Annotated in this window: 14 protein-coding genes and 1 pseudogene; 9 read left to right on the top strand and 6 right to left on the bottom strand. The window is 61.8% G+C overall.

What is annotated here, in order from left to right:
* Nucleotides 1-102: 102 nt before the first annotated feature.
* The 3 genes from ntrC to glnA all read right to left on the bottom strand — a co-directional run bounded on the left by ntrC (nucleotide 103) and on the right by glnA (nucleotide 4,410).
* The gene (ntrC, locus tag ACMGGN_RS20355; RefSeq protein WP_039603934.1) at nucleotides 103-1,539 is read right to left on the bottom strand and encodes a nitrogen regulation protein NR(I); all 1,437 of its coding nucleotides are present in this window, start codon (nucleotides 1,537-1,539) and stop codon (nucleotides 103-105) included.
* Nucleotides 1,536-2,621 carry a nitrogen regulation protein NR(II) gene (gene glnL, locus ACMGGN_RS20350; RefSeq protein WP_046784991.1) on the bottom strand — a complete coding sequence of 362 codons (1,086 nt, stop codon included), beginning with the start codon at nucleotides 2,619-2,621 and terminating at the stop codon, nucleotides 1,536-1,538. Before glnL ends, ntrC begins: the two co-directional genes overlap by 4 nt.
* Nucleotides 2,622-3,003: 382 nt before the next feature.
* Entirely contained in the window at nucleotides 3,004-4,410 is a 1,407-nt protein-coding gene (glnA, locus tag ACMGGN_RS20345; protein WP_012312360.1) for a type I glutamate--ammonia ligase, read from the bottom strand.
* Nucleotides 4,411-4,881: 471 nt separating this feature from the next.
* Between glnA and thiI the strand changes: the two genes are divergently transcribed.
* Nucleotides 4,882-6,336: a tRNA uracil 4-sulfurtransferase ThiI gene (gene thiI, locus ACMGGN_RS20340; RefSeq protein ID WP_039604090.1), complete on the top strand. Its 1,455-nt coding sequence runs from the start codon at nucleotides 4,882-4,884 to the stop codon at nucleotides 6,334-6,336.
* 126 nt (nucleotides 6,337-6,462) lie between these two features.
* Nucleotides 6,463-8,283: a translational GTPase TypA gene (gene typA, locus ACMGGN_RS20335; RefSeq protein ID WP_046784993.1), complete on the top strand. Its 1,821-nt coding sequence runs from the start codon at nucleotides 6,463-6,465 to the stop codon at nucleotides 8,281-8,283.
* 152 nt (nucleotides 8,284-8,435) lie between these two features.
* On the opposite strand, the gene ACMGGN_RS20330 is transcribed toward typA, so the two are convergent.
* Nucleotides 8,436-8,840: a YkgJ family cysteine cluster protein gene (locus ACMGGN_RS20330; RefSeq protein WP_115273392.1), complete on the bottom strand. Its 405-nt coding sequence runs from the start codon at nucleotides 8,838-8,840 to the stop codon at nucleotides 8,436-8,438.
* 186 nt (nucleotides 8,841-9,026) lie between these two features.
* On the opposite strand from ACMGGN_RS20330, the gene ACMGGN_RS20325 reads away from it, so the two are divergent.
* The 3 genes from ACMGGN_RS20325 (at nucleotide 9,027) to ACMGGN_RS20315 (ending at nucleotide 13,253) form a co-directional block, all read left to right on the top strand.
* Nucleotides 9,027-11,477: a glycogen/starch/alpha-glucan phosphorylase gene (locus tag ACMGGN_RS20325; RefSeq protein WP_115273393.1), complete on the top strand. Its 2,451-nt coding sequence runs from the start codon at nucleotides 9,027-9,029 to the stop codon at nucleotides 11,475-11,477.
* 165 nt (nucleotides 11,478-11,642) lie between these two features.
* Complete coding sequence (locus ACMGGN_RS20320; RefSeq protein ID WP_012312365.1) at nucleotides 11,643-12,653, top strand: class 1 fructose-bisphosphatase; 1,011 nt, start codon at nucleotides 11,643-11,645, stop codon at nucleotides 12,651-12,653.
* 3 nt (nucleotides 12,654-12,656) lie between these two features.
* A complete protein-coding gene (locus ACMGGN_RS20315; protein ID WP_012312366.1) occupies nucleotides 12,657-13,253 on the top strand; it encodes a DUF924 family protein in 597 nt (198 codons plus the stop codon).
* A gap of 35 nt (nucleotides 13,254-13,288) precedes the next feature.
* Here the strand turns inward: ACMGGN_RS20315 and ACMGGN_RS20310 are convergent.
* A pseudogene (locus ACMGGN_RS20310) lies at nucleotides 13,289-14,542 on the bottom strand (methyl-accepting chemotaxis protein); the annotation flags it as partial.
* Nucleotides 14,543-14,660: 118 nt separating this feature from the next.
* On the opposite strand from ACMGGN_RS20310, the gene bamE reads away from it, so the two are divergent.
* Both bamE and ACMGGN_RS20300 read left to right on the top strand, forming a co-directional pair.
* Complete coding sequence (bamE, locus tag ACMGGN_RS20305; RefSeq protein WP_012312368.1) at nucleotides 14,661-14,915, top strand: outer membrane protein assembly factor BamE; 255 nt, start codon at nucleotides 14,661-14,663, stop codon at nucleotides 14,913-14,915.
* Nucleotides 14,912-15,484 carry a lipocalin family protein gene (locus ACMGGN_RS20300; protein WP_115273394.1) on the top strand — a complete coding sequence of 191 codons (573 nt, stop codon included), beginning with the start codon at nucleotides 14,912-14,914 and terminating at the stop codon, nucleotides 15,482-15,484. The genes bamE and ACMGGN_RS20300 overlap by 4 nt, the downstream gene beginning before the upstream one ends.
* A gap of 34 nt (nucleotides 15,485-15,518) precedes the next feature.
* Here the strand turns inward: ACMGGN_RS20300 and ACMGGN_RS20295 are convergent, their stop codons facing one another.
* Nucleotides 15,519-16,883 carry a formimidoylglutamate deiminase gene (locus tag ACMGGN_RS20295; RefSeq protein ID WP_119688143.1) on the bottom strand — a complete coding sequence of 455 codons (1,365 nt, stop codon included), beginning with the start codon at nucleotides 16,881-16,883 and terminating at the stop codon, nucleotides 15,519-15,521.
* A 143-nt stretch (nucleotides 16,884-17,026) separates the two neighbouring features.
* Here ACMGGN_RS20295 and hutC point away from each other — a divergent pair, with 143 nt between their 5' ends.
* The gene (hutC, locus tag ACMGGN_RS20290) at nucleotides 17,027-17,737 is read left to right on the top strand and encodes a histidine utilization repressor (protein WP_174141112.1); all 711 of its coding nucleotides are present in this window, start codon (nucleotides 17,027-17,029) and stop codon (nucleotides 17,735-17,737) included.
* The gene (locus ACMGGN_RS20285) at nucleotides 17,734-18,306 is read left to right on the top strand and encodes a HutD family protein (protein WP_046784999.1); all 573 of its coding nucleotides are present in this window, start codon (nucleotides 17,734-17,736) and stop codon (nucleotides 18,304-18,306) included. Before hutC ends, ACMGGN_RS20285 begins: the two co-directional genes overlap by 4 nt.
* Nucleotides 18,307-18,489: the final 183 nt, after the last annotated feature.

Here is an 18,489-nt window from a genome sequence, read left to right as displayed (position 1 = left end):
TTTGTGCCTTGGCGCGGTGCAGCTGGCACAGCTTCGGTGCATGGGCCGGAAATGGTTGGGGCCGCCAAGCGGCCCCAACGGTGTTACTGATTCAGCGGGAAGTCAGTGATCATCGCCCTCATCATCATCCCCGCCATCCACGTTCATCCCCAGTTCCTTGATCTTGCGGGTCAGGGTATTGCGCCCCCACCCCAGCAGCACCGCTGCATCCCGGCGGCGCCCGGCAGTATGCTTGAGCGCCGTCTCGATCATGATCCGTTCAAAGCTGGGCACGGCGCTGTCCAGCAGGTTGGATTGCCCGCGTGCCAAGGCTTGGTCGGCCCATTGGCGCAGCGCCTGCTCCCAGTTGGTCACCGGTGCAGCGTCCTGCGGCAGGTTGAGCAATTCGGGCGGCAGATCGCCGACCAGCACTTCGCGGCTGGACGCCATGACGGTGATCCAGCGGCAGGTGTTTTCCAGCTGGCGGACGTTGCCAGGCCAAGGCAGGTTGCGGATGAATTCTTCGGTTTCCGGCTTGAGCAGCTTCGGTTCGACGGCCAACTCCTGAGCGGCGCGGCCAAGGAAGTGGCGTGCCAGCGCGGGGATGTCCTCGCGGCGGTCGGCCAGGCGCGGGATATGAATACGGATCACGTTCAGGCGATGGAACAAGTCTTCACGGAACTTGCCAGCCTGTACCAGTGACTCGAGGTTTTGATGGGTTGCAGCGATGATTCGCACATCGACCTTTACGGGCACATGGCCGCCCACACGATAGAACTCCCCATCGGCCAGCACCCGCAGCAGGCGGGTCTGCGTATCGGCAGGCATGTCACCGATTTCGTCGAGGAACAAGGTGCCGCCGTCCGCTTGCTCGAAGCGGCCGCGTCGCAGGTTGGCCGCGCCGGTGAAGGCGCCTTTTTCGTGGCCGAACAGCTCCGACTCCATCAGGTCCTTGGGTATGGCGGCCATGTTCAGGGCAATGAACGGTGAGGCCGCCCGCGGGCTGTGGCGGTGCAGGGCGTGGGCCACCAGCTCCTTGCCGGTACCGGACTCGCCATTGATCAGCACGGTGATGTTGGAGTGGCTCAGCCGCCCAATGGCACGGAACACCTCCTGCATCGCCGGGGCTTCACCGATGATTTCCGGCGTACGGGCCAGGGCCTGGGGCACATCGAGGCCTTGCTGCTCCTGCGCATGCTGGTTGGCGCGCTTGACCAGCGAGACCGCCTCATCGACATCGAACGGTTTGGGCAGGTACTCGAAAGCGCCCCCCTGGTACGACGCCACTGCGCTGTCCAGGTCGGAATGGGCGGTCATGATGATGACCGGCAGGCGCGGGTGTTGGTCGCGAATCTGTGCCAGCAGGTCGAGGCCGCTGGCGCCGGGCATGCGAATGTCGGAAATGATCACGTCCGGCTGCTGCCGGGCCAAGCGGCCCATCACGCCATCGGCGCTGTCGAAGCTCTGGGTGGTCATGCCCTCCTGTTGCAGGGCTTTTTCCAGGACCCAGCGGATGGAGCGATCATCGTCGACGATCCATACGGTTTCACTTCGGCTCATGAGGCGGTGGCTCCTTGTTCCAGCGGCAGGAAGATCGAAAAGGCGGTGTGGCCGGCGTGGCTTTCACACTCGATCAGGCCTTGGTGCTGACTGATGATGTTCTGGGTAATGGCCAGGCCCAACCCGGTACCGTCCGGGCGGCCACTGACCATGGGATAGAAGAGGGTGTCTTGCAGTTCACTGGGGATGCCGGGGCCGTTGTCGATGATCTCGACGCGGGCCACCAGTCGGTGGCGCACATGGCCGATGGTGAACTGGCGCATCGCGCGACTGCGCAGGGTGATGCGGCCCAGGCGCAACTCGTTCTGTGAGCTGATCGCCTGCATCGCGTTGCGCACGATATTCAGTACCGCCTGGATCATCTGTTCGCGGTCGATCAGCACGTCCGGCAGGCTCGGGTCATAATCGCGCACCAAAGTGATGCATCCTTGGCTTTCTGCGTCGACCAGGCTGCAGACCCGCTCAAGGACTTCGTGAATGTTGGTCATGGCCAGCGATGGCAGCTTGTTCGAACCGAGCATGCGATCGACCAGGTTGCGCAGGCGATCGGCCTCTTCGATGATCACGTTGGTGTAGTCGCGCAGGCCATCTTCGGGCAACTCCCGGGCCAGCAGTTGCGCCGCGCCACGGATGCCTCCCAGTGGGTTCTTGATCTCGTGGGCGAGGCCGCGGACCAGCATCTTGGTGGTTTCCTGCTTGCTCAGCTGGGCTTCTTCCTTGGTGATGCGCAGCAGGCGGTCACGCGGGTGTACCTCCAGCAACAGCAGGGTGTTGCCCTGGTGCAGGATGGGCGTCACGGCATAGTCAACGGTGATGGTCTGGCCGGTCAGCGAGGTCAATTGGGCTTCGCGCTTGGTGAACGGGTGCGCCTGCTCGACCGCCTGGCGCAGGGAGTTGAGCGCCTCGGACGATTCGGTGAACAGTTCGCTGATGAACTGCCCGTGGCTGCGCTGCCCACTCACGGCCAGGAGCATTTCCGCAGCCGGGTTCATGTATTCCAGGCGCAGCTCGGCGTTAAGCAAGAGCGTGGCGGTGGTCAGGTTGTCCAGAAGCAGACGGTGCTGTGCATCGCTGATGGTCATAAGGCGTCGTTGACCTCTTTTGGCGCTTGCCGGGCATGGCGGTGAGCGTGGCCGGCGCACTATGGATCTGCTCATGCCAGGCTCTTTGCGTAGAAAATGCAAGAAACAAACCAAGGCTCCGAAAAGAAGCGGGATTGCTTTATAAACCCCCGAAATTGCGCCTATTCGGACCAGAAAGCACTGATTTACCGTTCAACGTGACCTGTTTTGGGGTGCGGGGCGGGGCATGCAACGTTGCATTGCACCAATATAGAGCATCGGTGCGCGTGGCGTATGGCGCCAGGGTGTTGGGGCGCTTCCGATCGGGACGGCTGGAAAAACAAAAACGGCCTTCATGAGAAGGCCGTTTCCGGGATTTCATCGGCGCAATGCGCCAATCAAATCAGCAGCTGTAGTACAGCTCGTATTCCAGCGGGTGCACGAAGGTACGGACCTTGATCTCTTCTTCGCTCTTCAGTTCGATGAAGGCATCGATGAAGTCGTCGGAGAACACGCCGCCCTTGGTCAGGAACGCACGGCCTTTATCCAGCTCTTCCAGAGCTTCTTTCAGGCTGCCGCAAACTTGCGGGATATCTTTCGCCTCTTCAGGCGGCAGGTCGTACAGGTTCTTGTCGGCAGCATCGCCTGGGTGGATCTTGTTCTGGATGCCGTCCAGGCCAGCCATCAGCAGGGCTGCGAAAGCCAGGTACGGGTTGGCCGATGGGTCCGGGAAGCGCGCTTCGATACGGCGGGCTTTAGGGCTGCCGACGTAAGGGATACGGATCGAGGCGGAACGGTTGCGTGCCGAGTAGGCCAGCATTACCGGGGCTTCGAAGCCTGGAACCAGGCGCTTGTAGGAGTTGGTCGACGGGTTGGTGAAGCCGTTCAGGGCCTTACCGTGCTTGATGATGCCGCCGATGAAGTACAGGGCGGTTTCGGACAGGCCGGCATAGCCTTCACCCGCGAAGGTGTTCTTGCCGTCTTTCCAGATCGACATGTGCACGTGCATGCCCGAGCCGTTGTCGCCGTACAGTGGCTTTGGCATGAAGGTGGCGGTACGGCCGTAGGCGTCGGCAACGTTGTGCACGACATATTTCAGGGCCTGTACTTCGTCAGCTTTCTTCACCAGGGTGTTGAACTTGACGCCGATTTCGTTCTGGCCGGCAGTCGCCACTTCGTGGTGGTGAACTTCGACGGTCTGGCCCATCTCTTCCAGTGCGTTGCACATGGCAGTACGGATTTCGTGGTCGTGGTCGAACGGCGGAACCGGGAAGTAGCCGCCTTTGACGCCAGGACGGTGACCTTTGTTGCCGCCTTCCACGTCAGCGCCAGTCATCCACGAGCCTTGCTCGGAGAAGATCTTGAACATCGAGCCGGAGATGTCCGACTGGAACTTCACTTCGTCGAAGATGAAGAACTCAGGCTCTGGGCCGGCGAAGACGGTGTCACCGATGCCGGTGCTCTTGAGGTACTCTTCAGCGCGCTTGGCGATCGCACGCGGGTCGCGATCGTAGCCCTGCATGCTCGACGGGTCGACGATGTCACAGGTGATGATCAGGGTCGGCTCTTCGGTGAACGGGTCCAGTACGGCGGTATCGTCGACCGGCATCAGGATCATGTCGGAGGCTTCGATGCCTTTCCAGCCAGCGATGGAGGAGCCGTCGAACATCTTGCCGACTTCGAAGAAGTCTTCGTCCAGGCCATCACGCGCTGGCATGGTCACGTGATGCTGAGTGCCTTTGGTGTCCGTGAAACGCAGATCAATCCACTTGACGTCATGATCTTTGATGAGTTGAACCGACTTCGACATGTTGTCCTCCGGATGGTCTAGAGCGCGGTGGGCCGCTGCCCTGGAAAAAAGGGTGTTGCCGGGCGCGGATAGTCGGCCAAGCTTACCTGCCTCACAAGGGAGCAAATTGCATGCCAGTGCCCGAAAATGGCGAGGCCGGGATAAAAGGGGGCGTTTGCGGGCATTTGGCGGCGGTTTGGCGGCGAAAAACGCACCCTTACGAGGCGGCTTTTGCTGTGGGCGCACCAATAGCGTGCACAGATCGGGTTGTGTGCTTCCTTTAAGGGCCTCATCGCTGGCAAGCCAGCTCCCACACCCTAAGCGCAGTCTTGAGGCCTACCGACGTCCTGTAGATGCTGGCTTGCCGGCGATGAGGCCAGTACAGGCAATATAAATCCAACCTTCTGTACAAAAGTTGGTCAAATCCTGAGCAATTTCCGATATAATTCGCGCCCCTCATTTTTCGGCAGGCCCTGCGCGCGCTGTTAACCAATGAAACTTATCGTCAAAGTCTTCCCAGAAATCACCATCAAGAGCCGGCCGGTACGCAAGCGCTTCATCCGCCAGCTCGGCAAGAACATCCGCAACGTGCTCAAGGACCTCGACCCTGAGCTCGCGGTCGATGGTGTCTGGGACAACCTCGAAGTGGTCACCCGCGTCGAAGACGAAAAAGTCCAGCGCGAGATGATCGAGCGGCTCACCTGCACCCCGGGCATTACCCACTTCCTGCAGGTGGAGGAATACCCGCTCGGTGACTTCGACGATATCGTCGCCAAGTGCAAGCAGCACTTCGGCCACCTGCTGGCCGGCAAGTATTTCGCCGTGCGCTGCAAGCGCGGGGGCCACCATGACTTCACCTCGATGGACGTCGACCGCTACGTTGGCAGCCAGTTGCGCCAGCAGTGCGGCGCCGCTGGCATCGAGCTGAAGCAACCTGAAGTGACGGTGCGCATCGAAATCCGCAACCAGCGCCTGTACGTGATCCACAACCAGCACCAAGGCATCGGCGGCTACCCGCTGGGCGCCCTGGAGCAGACCTTGGTACTGATGTCCGGCGGTTTCGACTCCACCGTGGCGGCCTACCAGATGATGCGTCGCGGCCTGATGACCCATTTCTGCTTCTTCAACCTCGGCGGCCGTGCCCACGAACTGGGCGTGATGGAAGTGGCCCACTACCTGTGGAAAAAGTACGGCAGCAGCCAGCGCGTGCTGTTCATCAGCGTGCCGTTCGAAGAAGTGGTCGGCGAGATCCTCAACAAGGTCGACAACAGCTACATGGGCGTGACCCTCAAGCGCATGATGCTGCGCGGCGCTGCGCGCATGGCCGATCGTCTGGAAATCGATGCGCTGGTCACCGGCGAGGCGATTTCCCAGGTGTCCAGCCAGACGCTGCCGAACCTGTCGATCATCGACTCGGCCACCGACAAGCTGGTGCTGCGCCCATTGCTGGCCAGCCACAAGCAGGACATCATCGACCAGGCGACCGAAATCGGCACCGCCGACTTCGCCAAGCACATGCCTGAATATTGCGGCGTGATCTCGGTGAACCCGACCACCCATGCCAAGCGTCACCGCATGGAGCATGAAGAGAAGCAGTTCGACATGGCCGTGCTGGAGCGCGCCCTCGAACGTGCCAAGTTCATCTCGATCGACCACGTGATCGACGAGCTGGGCAAGGACGTGGAAATCGAGGAAGTAAGCGAAGCGCTGCCAGGCCAGATCGTGATCGACATCCGTCACCCTGACGCCCAGGAAGACGAGCCTTTGGTGCTCGAGGGTATCGAAGTTCAGGTGATGCCGTTCTACGCGATCAACAGCAAGTTCAAGCAGCTGGATGAAACCCGCCAGTACTTGCTGTATTGCGACAAAGGTGTGATGAGCCGATTGCACGCACACCACCTGCTCAGTGAGGGACATGCCAATGTGCGTGTTTATCGTCCGGCATAAGACCCCAGGGCTGTATGGCGGCAGCATCCGCCATCGCCCTCCCGACCGCCGGGCCCGCTGAGCCTTTTACCTTCATATTGGCCGCCTAGACTGGCGGCAACCGAATCCTCTGATCGAGATACAGTTGTGATCGAAAATCTGCGTAACATCGCCATCATCGCCCACGTTGACCATGGTAAAACCACCCTGGTCGACAAACTCCTGCGTCAGTCCGGCACCCTGGAACGTAACGAGCTCAACGACGAGCGCGTAATGGACTCCAACGACCAGGAAAAAGAGCGCGGCATTACCATTCTGGCGAAAAACACCGCCATCAACTGGAACGGCTACCACATCAACATCGTCGACACCCCCGGCCACGCCGACTTCGGTGGCGAGGTTGAGCGTGTAATGTCCATGGTCGACTCCGTGCTGCTGCTGGTCGACGCCCAGGACGGCCCTATGCCGCAAACCCGCTTCGTGACCAAGAAGGCCTTCGAAGCCGGCCTGAAGCCGATCGTCGTGATCAACAAGGTCGACCGTCCGGGCGCCCGTCCTGACTGGGTTCTGGACCAGATCTTCGACCTGTTCGACAACCTCGGTGCTACCGACGAGCAGCTGGACTTCAAAGTGGTCTACGCCTCGGCCCTGAACGGCATCGCCGGTCTGGACCACACCGCCATGGCCGAAGACATGACCCCGCTGTACCAGTCGATCGTCGACAACGTACCTGCGCCGGACGTTGACCGTGAAGGCCCGTTCCAGATGCAGATCTCGGCACTGGACTACAACAGCTTCCTGGGTGTTATCGGCGTTGGCCGTATCGCCCGTGGCCGCGTGAAGCCGAACACTCCGGTGGTCGCCATCGACACCAACGGCAAGAAGCGTAACGGCCGTATCCTCAAGCTGATGGGCCACCACGGCCTGCACCGTATCGACGTCGAAGAAGCCCAGGCTGGCGACATCGTCTGCATCAGCGGTTTCGACGAGCTGTTCATCTCCGACACCCTGTGCGACCCGACAGCCGTCGAAGCGATGAAGCCGCTGACCGTTGACGAGCCAACCGTTTCGATGACCTTCCAGGTCAACGACTCGCCGTTCTGCGGCAAGGAAGGCAAGTTCGTCACCAGCCGTAACATCAAGGACCGTCTGGACAAAGAGCTGCTGTACAACGTTGCTCTGCGCGTTCAGGAAACCGATTCCCCTGACAAGTTCAAGGTATCGGGCCGTGGTGAGCTGCACCTGTCGGTACTGATCGAAACCATGCGCCGTGAAGGCTTCGAGATGGCCGTAGGCCGTCCTGAAGTGATCATCCGCGAAGTCGGTGGCGTCAAGCAGGAACCGTTCGAGAACGTCACCATCGACATCCCTGAAGAATCCCAGGGCAAGGTCATGGAAGAAATGGGCCTGCGTAAAGGCGACCTGACCAATATGGTTCCGGATGGCAAGGGCCGTGTTCGCCTGGAGTACAACATTCCAGCCCGTGGCCTGATCGGCTTCCGTAACCAGTTCCTGACCCTGACCAACGGCGCAGGCATCCTGACCTCGATCTTCGATCGCTACGACACCATGAAGTCGGGCCAGATGTCCGGCCGCCTCAACGGCGTACTGGTTTCGGTCGAGACCGGCAAGGCACTGACCTACTCCCTGGAAACCCTGCAGGCGCGCGGCAAGCTGTTCGTCGAGCACGGCCAGGAGATCTACAACGGTCAGATCATCGGTCTGAACAGCCGTGACAACGACCTGGGCGTGAACCCTACCAAGGGCAAGAAGCTCGACAACATGCGTGCTTCGGGCAAAGACGAAGTCATCGCCCTGGTTCCGCCGGTTCGTCACACCCTCGAACAGGCTCTGGAATTCATCCAGGACGACGAGCTGTGCGAAGTTACGCCGAAGTCGATCCGTCTGCGCAAGAAGATCCTGGACGAAGGCGAGCGTACCCGCGCTGCCAAGAAAGCCAAGAACTGAGTTAGCTCAGGCTGAATGAAAACGCCCCCGGTCGAAAGGCCGGGGGCGTTTTTTTTGTCTGGGCTTTTTGTATCAGCTGTACCGGCCTCATCGCCGGCAAGCCGGCTTCCACAGGTCCTTGCGCAACGATTTTGGGGCGGTGAGGCCAATGATCAGCGCGTGGCCACCTTGGGCTTGTAAGCGCAATACCCCGGCCGCGGCCCTACCTTCGGGTGGTTCCGGCAAGTATCCGGGCGCTTGTCATAAATGGTGCACAGCCGGCTCTTGCGGTCCAAATACATGCAATCATCGTTGCTCATCCGGGTCAGGGTGAAGATCCCCGACTTCTGGTTGAAGCGTTCGATGATGCCTTCCTTCTGCAGGCGTTTGGCCACGTTCTTTGGCGGTTCGTCCTTTTCGAACTCATCCACCACGCCGATGCGGATCAGGTCTTTGATCTTCACTTCCACAGGCAGGGTGCAGCAGGTCGAATGGCAGCCCCCGCACATGTGGCTGGCATAGCGCTGCCAGGTTTCCAGGCGGTCGACTTCGGCTGCGGCAATCAGGGTCGTTTTCATCGTTATAGGTGGCGGATCACGGTCTTGGGGCGCGCGATCATACCGGAGTTGTTCAATTTGTGAACAACCTTTTGCCGGATTGGCCAAGCCGGCATGAAAACTGCGAACCGAGGCTGTCACTCCCTGTCGAAGGGTCTAGTCTCAACACTCTCCCGCCGCTTTTGCCAATTTGCCCGAGGATGCCGCATGTCCCAGGAACCCAAAGCACGTGACGCCGAGGTGGCCGACTTTCGCGCCGCTGTACTGGACAAGCTGACCTACGCGGTCGGCAAGGACCCGGAGCACGCCTTTGACCACGACTGGTTCGAGGCCATTGCCCTGGCTGCCCGTGATCACATGGTCGATCACTGGATGGATCACACCCGTCAGGCCTACCGGCGCAGCCAGAAACGGGTCTATTACCTCTCTCTGGAGTTTCTCATCGGGCGCCTGCTCTACGACAGCCTGAGCAACCTTGGCCTGCTGGACATCGCCCGTGATGCGCTGGAGGGGTTGGACGTGGACCTGGAGCGCATCCGCCTGCTGGAACCGGACGCCGCACTGGGCAATGGTGGCCTGGGCCGTCTGGCCGCCTGTTTCATGGAGAGCATGTCGACGCTGGGCATCGCCGCCCACGGCTACGGCATCCGCTATGAGCACGGGCTGTTCCGCCAGGCCATGGTCGACGGATGGCAGCAGGAACAGACCGAAAATTGGCTGGATTTCGGCAACCCTTGGGAGTTCGAGCGCGCCGAGGTGATCTACCCGATCAGTTTCGGCGGCAGCGTCGAAACGGTGCAAGATACCCATGGTCAGCAACGTCAGGTGTGGTGGCCGGGCGAGACGGTACGTGCGGTGGCCTACGACACGCCAGTGGTCGGCTGGCGGGGCTCCAGCGTCAACACCTTGCGCCTGTGGCGCGCGCGGGCGCTGGAGGAGCTGCATCTGGAGCGCTTCAATGCCGGTGACCACCTTGGCGCGGTGGCCGAAGTGGCTCGCGCCGAGAGCATCTCGCGGGTGCTGTACCCGGCCGATAGCACAGAAGCGGGGCAGGAACTGCGCCTGCGCCAGGAATACTTCTTCGTCTCGGCGTCGCTGCAGGACCTGCTGCGACGCCACTTGAACATGCACAAGGACTTGCTCAACCTGCCGGATGCTGCGGCCATCCAGCTCAACGACACGCACCCGTCGATTGCCGTGGCCGAATTGATGCGGCTGTTGGTCGACCAGCATGAAATCCCGTGGGAAAAAGCCTGGGAGCTGACCGTCGGCACCCTGGCCTACACCAACCACACGCTGCTGCCAGAAGCGCTGGAAACGTGGCCGGTGGCCCTGATGGAGCGCATGCTGCCGCGGCACATGCAGATCATCTACCTGATCAATGCCTACCATATCGATGCCCTGCGCGCGAAAGGCCTGCATGACTTCGACGTGCTGCGGGCGGTGTCGCTGATCGAGGAAGACAACGGCCGCCGGGTGCGCATGGGCAACCTTGCGTTTCTCGGCTCGCACAGCGTCAACGGGGTATCGGCGCTGCACAGCAAGCTGATGAAAAGCACGGTGTTCTCCGAGTTGCACAAGCTCTACCCCCAGCGCATCAACAACAAGACCAACGGCATTACCTTCCGCCGCTGGCTGTACCAGTCCAACCCGCAGTTGACGGCGATGCTGGTGGATGCCCTGGGCCCAGAGTTGCTTGACGACCCGCAAGGGCGCCTGGCCAACCTGGTGCCGTTCGCCGACAAGGGCGGCTTCCTCAAGCAGTTCGCCGCGCAGCGCCTGCACAGCAAGCGCGCGTTGGCCAGCATCATCCAGGAGCGGGTGGGCGTTACGGTCAACCCTGAGGCGCTGTTCGATGTGCAGGTCAAGCGCATCCACGAGTACAAGCGCCAGCTGCTCAATCTGCTGCACACCGTGGCGCTGTACCAGGCCATCCGTAACGACCCGGGCACCAACTGGGTGCCGCGGGTGAAGATCTTTGCCGGCAAGGCCGCAGCCAGCTACCACCAGGCCAAGCTGATCATCAAGCTGGCCAATGACATCGCCCGGGTGGTCAACAACGACCCTACCGTGCGCGGCCTGCTAAAGGTGGTGTTCCTGCCCAACTACAACGTCAGCCTGGCCGAGAGCATCATCCCGGCGGCGGACCTGTCGGAGCAGATTTCCACGGCCGGCTACGAGGCGTCGGGCACCAGCAACATGAAGTTCGGGCTCAATGGTGCACTCACCATTGGTACCCTCGATGGCGCCAACGTCGAGATGTGCGAACAGGTGGGTGCCGACAACATGTTCATTTTCGGCCTGACCGCGCAGCAGGTGGAGGCGCGCAAGCGTGACGGTGATTTTGGTGCCGTGGCCGCGATAGCCGCCTCCCACCGCTTGAACGATGTGCTGCAGGCGATCCGCAGTGGCGTGTTCTCCCCCGATGATCCGTCGCGCTATGCCGGGCTGATCGACGGGTTGGTGGCTTACGACCGCTTCCTGGTCTGTGCCGACTTCGATGCTTACTGGGATGCCCAGCGGCGGGTGGAGGAGTTGTGGCATACGCCGCAGGCGTGGTGGCGGATGGCGGTGCTCAACACCGCGCGAATGGGGTGGTTCTCTTCGGACCGGACCATTCGCGAGTATGCGACCGAGATCTGGAAGGTGCTGGATTGAGGCTTGGGGCCGCACAGCGGCCCCACCTGACCATCGGCCTGGTGAGCGCTGAACTACCGACCTGTTGTGCCGTCTGACTGCCCAGGCGTGTCTCTTTACTCGCTAGCATTGAACTCTCCCTGTAAACTGCGGGGGTTTTTCTCCCCCATCCTTTCGGAGCCATACATGTCCCGCGTTACCTTGAGTCGCTATCTGATTGAGCAGACCCGCAGCAACAATACCCCTGCCGATCTGCGCTTCCTGATCGAAGTGGTGGCGCGTGCGTGCAAGGAAATCAGCCATCACGTGTCCAAGGGCGCCCTTGGCGGCGTGCTGGGCAGCATGGGCACTGAAAACGTGCAGGGCGAAGTGCAGAAGAAGCTCGACGTGATTTCCAACGATATCCTGCTCGAGGCCAACGAGTGGGGCGGCCACCTGGCCGGCATGGCGTCCGAGGAAATGGACAACGCCTACCAGATCCCGGGCCGATACCCCAAAGGTGCCTACCTGCTGGTCTTCGACCCGCTGGACGGCTCGTCGAACATCGACGTCAACGTTTCGGTCGGCACCATCTTCTCGGTACTGCGTTGCCCTAACGAATACCTGAGCCAGAACGAAACCCTGAACGAAAACGCCTTCCTGCAGCCAGGTACCGAGCAGGTCGCCGCCGGTTATGCCATCTATGGCCCGCAGACCATGCTGATCCTGACCCTGGGCAACGGCGTCAAGGGCTTCACCCTGGACCGTGAGCTGGGCAGCTTCGTGCTGACCCACGAAAACATCCAGGTCCCGGCAACCACCGCCGAGTTCGCCATCAACATGTCCAACCAGCGCCACTGGGAAGCCCCGGTCCAGCGCTACGTGGGCGAGCTGCTGGCCGGTGAGACCGGGCCGCTGAAAAAGAACTACAACATGCGCTGGATCGCCTCGATGGTGGCCGACGTGCACCGTATCCTGACCCGTGGCGGTCTGTTCATGTACCCGCGCGACGCCCGCGAGCCGAGCAAGCCGGGCAAGCTGCGCCTGATGTACGAAGCCAACCCGATGTCGTTCATCATCGAGCAGGCCGGCGGCGCTTCTACCAACGGTTACGAACGCATCCTCGACATCAAGCCAGAGAGCCTGCACCAGCGTGTATCGGTGATTCTCGGCTCGAAGGAAGAGGTCGAGCGCGTCACCGCCTATCACAAGGAGTAAATCATGCTCGCACCTTGGCAGCCGTTGCTGGAGTGGTGGTTCGGTTGGGGCACCAGTCCCCAGGCCGTGGCTGACGAGAAGAGCACGCTGTGGTTCGGCAAGCATCACGATGCCGAAGCCCAGGCGCTGTTTGGCGAGCTCGTCGAGCATGCCCTGGCGGGTGGGCTCGAGGAGTGGCAGCAAAGCCCTCAGGGCTGGCTCGGCCTGTTGATACTGCTGGACCAGCTGCCGCGCATGATCTACCGCGACACGCCGCGCGCTTTCGAGGGCGACCGGCGTGCCCAGGTGGTGGCCATGCAGGGGCTGCAGAAGGGCTGGGATTACCAGCTGCTGCCGATCCAGCGGGTATTCGTGCTGCTGGTGCTGGAGCATGCCGAGGTGCTGGACTGGCAGAACCTGTGCGTTGAGCGGTACCAGGTGCTGCTGGATGAGCAGCCCGAGGCCAACCGTCGGTTGTTCGAAGGGTTCCTCGACTATGCCGAGCAGCACCAGCGGGTGATTGCCCGGTTCGGGCGCTTCCCGCATCGCAATCTGTTGCTGGAGCGGCCGAGCACCAGTGAAGAAATGGACTTTTTGCTGGAGCCTGGCTCCAGGTTTTGAGTGATGAATGGGGCCGCAAAGCGGCCCCGTTCGTTTCAGATCCTGAAACTCCCTACCAGGTGCTTCAACCGTTCGACCTGGTGTTCAAGGTCGGTGCAGGCACGCAAGGTGCTCTGCAGGTTCTGCACCCCTTCCTGGTTCAGCGTATTGATCTCGGTGATGTCGACATTGATCGACTCGACCACCGCCGTCTGCTCCTCGGTAGCGGTAGCCACTGACTGGTTCATGCCATCGATTTCGCCAATACGCTGGGTCACGCTGCCCAGGCGCTCACCGGCCTGGTTGGCAATCCCGACGCTCTGGTCGCTGTGCTCACGGCTCTGGTTCATGGTGCTGACGGCCATCTGGGCACCGGCCTGCAATTCCTCGATCAGGCGCTGGACCTGCTGCGCCGACTCCTGAGTGCGGTGCGCCAGGTTGCGGACTTCGTCGGCGACCACGGCAAAACCGCGCCCGGCTTCACCGGCACGGGCCGCCTCGATCGCGGCATTCAGGGCCAGCAGGTTGGTCTGCTGGGAAATGCCGCTGATCACATCGAGAATCTGGCCGATGTTGGCGGTGTGGGCATTGAGCGTCTCGATGTTGCCGCATGAATCGCTGATGCGCGCCGACAGCTGGTTCATCACATCGATGGTGCGCCCGACCACCTGCTGGCCGTCTTCGGCCAGGCCGCGTGCCTCACTGGAGTGTTGCGAAGCCAGCGCTGCGTTCTGGGCGATCTCCTGGGCTGCGGCACCCAGCTGGTTGATGGCCGCGGCCACGCTGTTGGTGCGGCTGGCCTGCTGGTCGGCATTGTGGATCGAGGCATTCGAGGCGCTCACCACCTGCGTGGCCACCGCATTGACTTGGCCAGTGGCCGAGGCCACTTCGCGGATCGATTCGTGAATACGCTCGACGAAACGGTTGAACGACTGGCCAAGGCTGCCGAACTCGTCCTGCGCGTGGATGGCCACGCGCCGGGTCAGGTCACCTTCGCCTTCGGCAATGTCATGCATGGCGCGACCCATCAGGTGCAAGGGCTCCATCAACACGCGGATCAGCAGACCGAGCAGGGCGATGATGACCAGTATCGCGATCAGCGTCGCGACGATGGCCGAGGTACGCAGCTCGCTGAGCATGGCGAATGCCGCGTCCTGGTCGACCACAAGGGCCACGTACCAGTCCGCTGAGGGCACGCCGTCGACGTGGGTGAAACTGATGAACTGCTTGCGCCCATCCAGCTCGACTTCCTTGAGGCCGCTGCTGATGTGCGGCGTGTTGCCTGGGTAGGCATCCGCCAAGGGCTTGAGCGCCTGCCGACCAACGGTGTAGAACGAAAAAGGCCTGTCAGGGAACCAGGGACCGTTTTTCCCGTCGAAGGTCCCTGCAGGCCTCTCGCCTGCATCCACCTTTCAGGAGTGTTCCTTCATGTCGTTGCGTTCCCTCGCCCTGTTGTCCCTGTGCGTCATCCTGACTGCGTGCAGCAAGATCAATCAGGAAAACTATTCCAAGCTCAAGGCCGGCATGAACAAGGCCGAGGTCGAGCAACTGCTCGGCACGCCCACCGAGTGCTCCGGCGCACTGGGCATGAGCAGCTGTACCTGGGGGGACGAAAAGAGCTTCATCAGCGTGCAGTATGCGGCTGACAAAGTACTGATGTATTCAGGGCAGGGCCTCAAATGACGCGTCTGCACCTGCTGCTGGGGTTGTGCCTGGTGATGCTGCTGGGTGGCTGCGCCACGTCGGCCAACGACCCGTTGGCACCCAAGACCGCCGGCGATATCGACCTCAAGCGCTACCAGGGCAAATGGTACGAGCTGGCGCGCTTGCCCATGCCTTACCAGAGCGAATGCGCCCAGTCCGAGGCGCATTACAACCTCAAGCCTGATGGTTCGTACGGGGTGCTGAGCCGCTGCCGCACCATGGGTGACGAATGGCTGCGCGCCGAGGGGCATGCCAACATCCAGCAGCCGGGGCATACCGACAGGTTGTGGGTGGAGTTCGACAACTGGTTCACCCGCCTGGTACCGGGCCTGACCAAGGGCGAATACTGGATCCTGTACGTGGACGACCGCTACCGCACGGCCATTGTCGGCAGCCCCGACCGCAAGTACCTGTGGATACTGTCGCGTACGCCGACCCTGCCGGCATGGGAGCGCGAGAGCCTGCTGGCCAAGGCCCGTCAGCAGGGCTACGACACCAGCCGCTTGATCTGGCGCATGGCGGACAAGCAGATCGTGCAGATGCATTGAGCCCGTAGGGGGCCGCTTTGCGGCCCTCTTGTCGTCAGCCCAACAACTGTCGCAACACCTCGACATACGCCCGAGCGCTTTCCTCTTCTTGCCCGTGGCGCCCCTGGCGCACCACCCACTGCCCGTTGACCATCACATCGCGTACCTGCCGGTCGCTTCCGGCAAACAGCCAGCGGTTGAGAATTGCATCTTCGTCGGCCGTGGCGATATACGGGTCTTGCCCATCCAGCACCAGCCAGTCGGCACGTTTGCCCACGGCCAGCTCACCCACGGGCTGCCCCAATGCCTGAGCCCCACCCATCAGTGCCGCGTCATACAGGGTGCGGCCAACCATCGGCTGATCTTCGCGATAAAGCCGGTTGCGCCGCTGGTCACGAAGGCGCTGGCCATATTCGAGCCAACGCAGCTCTTCGACCACGCTCAGCGATACATGGCTGTCAGAGCCGATACCCATCCGGCCACCCTGGCTCAGGTAGTCCACTGCCGGGAAAATCCCGTCACCCAGGTTGGCTTCGGTGGTCAGGCACAGCCCGGCCACCGCGCCACTGCCGGCCATGGCCGCCACTTCGTCAGCCTGCGCGTGGGTGGCATGCACCAGGCACCAGCGCGCATCGACCTGCACATGCTCATACAGCCACTGCAGCGGGCGCAGGCCGCTCCAGGCCAGGCAGTCGTCCACTTCCTTCTGTTGCTCGGCGATATGAATATGAATCGGACATTGCTGATTGCCCGCTGCCAGTACCTGGGCAATCTGCCCCGGTGTAACCGCCCGCAGCGAGTGGAAGCACAAGCCCAGCTGCTGCGCGGGTTGTGCAGCGATTGTCGCAGCGAGTTGCGCGTGCAATTGCAGGTACTGCTCGGTGGAATTGATGAAGCGCCGCTGCCCCTCGCTGGGCGGCTGGCCACCGAAGCCGGCATGGCTGTACAGCACCGGCAGCAGGGTCAGGCCGATACCGCTGCTGGCCGCCGCCGCGCTGATGCGGCGGGACAGCTCGGCTGGGTCGGCATAGGCCTTGCCCGCCTGGTCATGGTGCACGTAGTGGAACTCGGCCACCGAGGTGTAACCGGCCTTGAGCATCTCGATGTACAGCTGGCGGGCGATGACCTGCAGTTGCTCCGGGGTGATCTTGCCGACCAGGCGATACATCAGTTCGCGCCAGGTCCAGAAACTGTCGTTGGGGTTGCCCGCGACTTCTGCCAGGCCGGCCATTGCGCGTTGAAAGGCATGCGAGTGCAGGTTGGGCATGCCGGGCAGAAGTGGCCCGGCCAGCCGTTCGGCGCCGTCGGCCGAAGCGCCGGACTCGATGTGGGTCATTGTGCCATCGCTGGCGACCTCGATTCGGACATCGCTGGCCCAACCATCGGGCAGCAGGGCGCATTCGGCGAAGTAGGCGGACATCTGTGAAATCCTGTTATGGCTGACTTGTATATACATATACAGTTGTTTGCCTGCCGGGTAAACTGCGGCAAGCTACCGCCCATTCAATCGCACAAGGATCCAACGCCGTGCCGACACCTCCTGTCTCCGCGCTGGTTGCCCAGATGGGCGAGGGCCCGGCGCCGCTGTACGCGCGGGTCAAACAGATGATCATCCAGCAGATCGACAACGGCAGCTGGCCGCCCCATCACCGGGTCCCTTCGGAGAGCGAACTGGTCAGCCAGCTGGGATTCAGCCGCATGACCATCAACCGCGCCCTGCGTGAGCTCACTGCCGAAGGCCTGCTGGTGCGCATGCAGGGGGTAGGGACATTCGTTGCCGAACCCAAGAGCCGCTCGGCGTTGTTCGAAGTCAACAACATCGCCGACGAGATTGCCGCGCGTGGCCACCAGCATAGCTGCCAGGTGATCACCCTTGCTGAAGAAGCGGCCGGTTCCGAGCGCGCTCTGGCACTGGACATGCGCGAAGGCCAGCGGGTGTTCCATTCGCTTATCGTGCATTACGAAAACGGCATCCCGGTGCAAATCGAGGACCGCTACGTCAACGCGGCGATCGCGCCCGATTACCTCAAGCAGGATTTCACTCGGCAGACGCCTTACGCCTACTTGTCCCAGGTCGCACCGCTGACCGAGGGTGAGCACGTGGTCGAGGCGATCCTGGCCGAGCCCCACGAGTGCCAACTGCTGCAGATCGAGCGGGGCGAGCCTTGCCTGCTGATTCGCCGCCGTACCTGGTCCGGGCGCCAGCCGGTGACGGCCGCGCGGTTGATCCACCCCGGCTCCCGTCATCGCCTGGAAGGACGTTTCAGCAAATGAACCCGTTGCAGTTGTTGCGTGCGCAGGACTACCCGCGGATGCCGTGGAAGAACGGCGGCGGCTTCACCGAGGAAATCACCCGCGACAGTGGCGAGGGCCTGGAGGGGTTCGGCTGGCGCCTGTCGATTGCGGATATCGAAGCGTCTGGTGGTTTCTCGATGTTTGCGGGCTACCAGCGGATCATCACGGTCTTGCAGGGGGATGGCATGCGCCTGCTGGTCGACGGGCAGGCCAGCCGGCCGCTGTTACCGTTCGACGCCTTCGCTTTCGCTGGCGAGAGCCAGGTCAGTTGCAAGCTGCTGGGTGAGAGGATTCGTGATTTCAACCTGATCTACTCGCCGCAGCGCTATCGCGCGCGCTTGCAGTGGTTCGATGGTACCAGCCGGTTGTTCAGTTCGGCGTCGACTGTGCTGCTGTTTTCGGGCAGTAACCAGGTTGAGGTGCAGTTGGCCGGGCATGGTTTGGAGCGGCTGGGCTTGTATGACTGCCTGCGGCTCGAGGGGAACGACACGCTGCTGGAGTTGCAGGTTCAGGGGCGGTTCTGCCTGATCGAGCTGATTCCAACCTGAGCTGGCTGAGGCTGCTGTGCAGCCCTTCGCGACACAAGGCCGCTCCGGAAACCGCGCCCGTCTGGGCAAACGCGATCTGTGTAGGAGCGGCCTTGTGTCGCGAAAGGGCCGCGCAGCGGCCCCGGTTTTCTCCAGGCTGTTCAAAAGCGGTCCCACTATTTTGGTTGTCCATGCTTGTACATA

It is taken from the genome of Pseudomonas sp. BNK-30 (assembly GCF_047456185.1).
GTDB classification, from domain to species: Bacteria; Pseudomonadota; Gammaproteobacteria; order Pseudomonadales; family Pseudomonadaceae; genus Aquipseudomonas; species Aquipseudomonas putida_E.
This window is presented reverse-complemented; position numbering and strand designations above follow the sequence as displayed.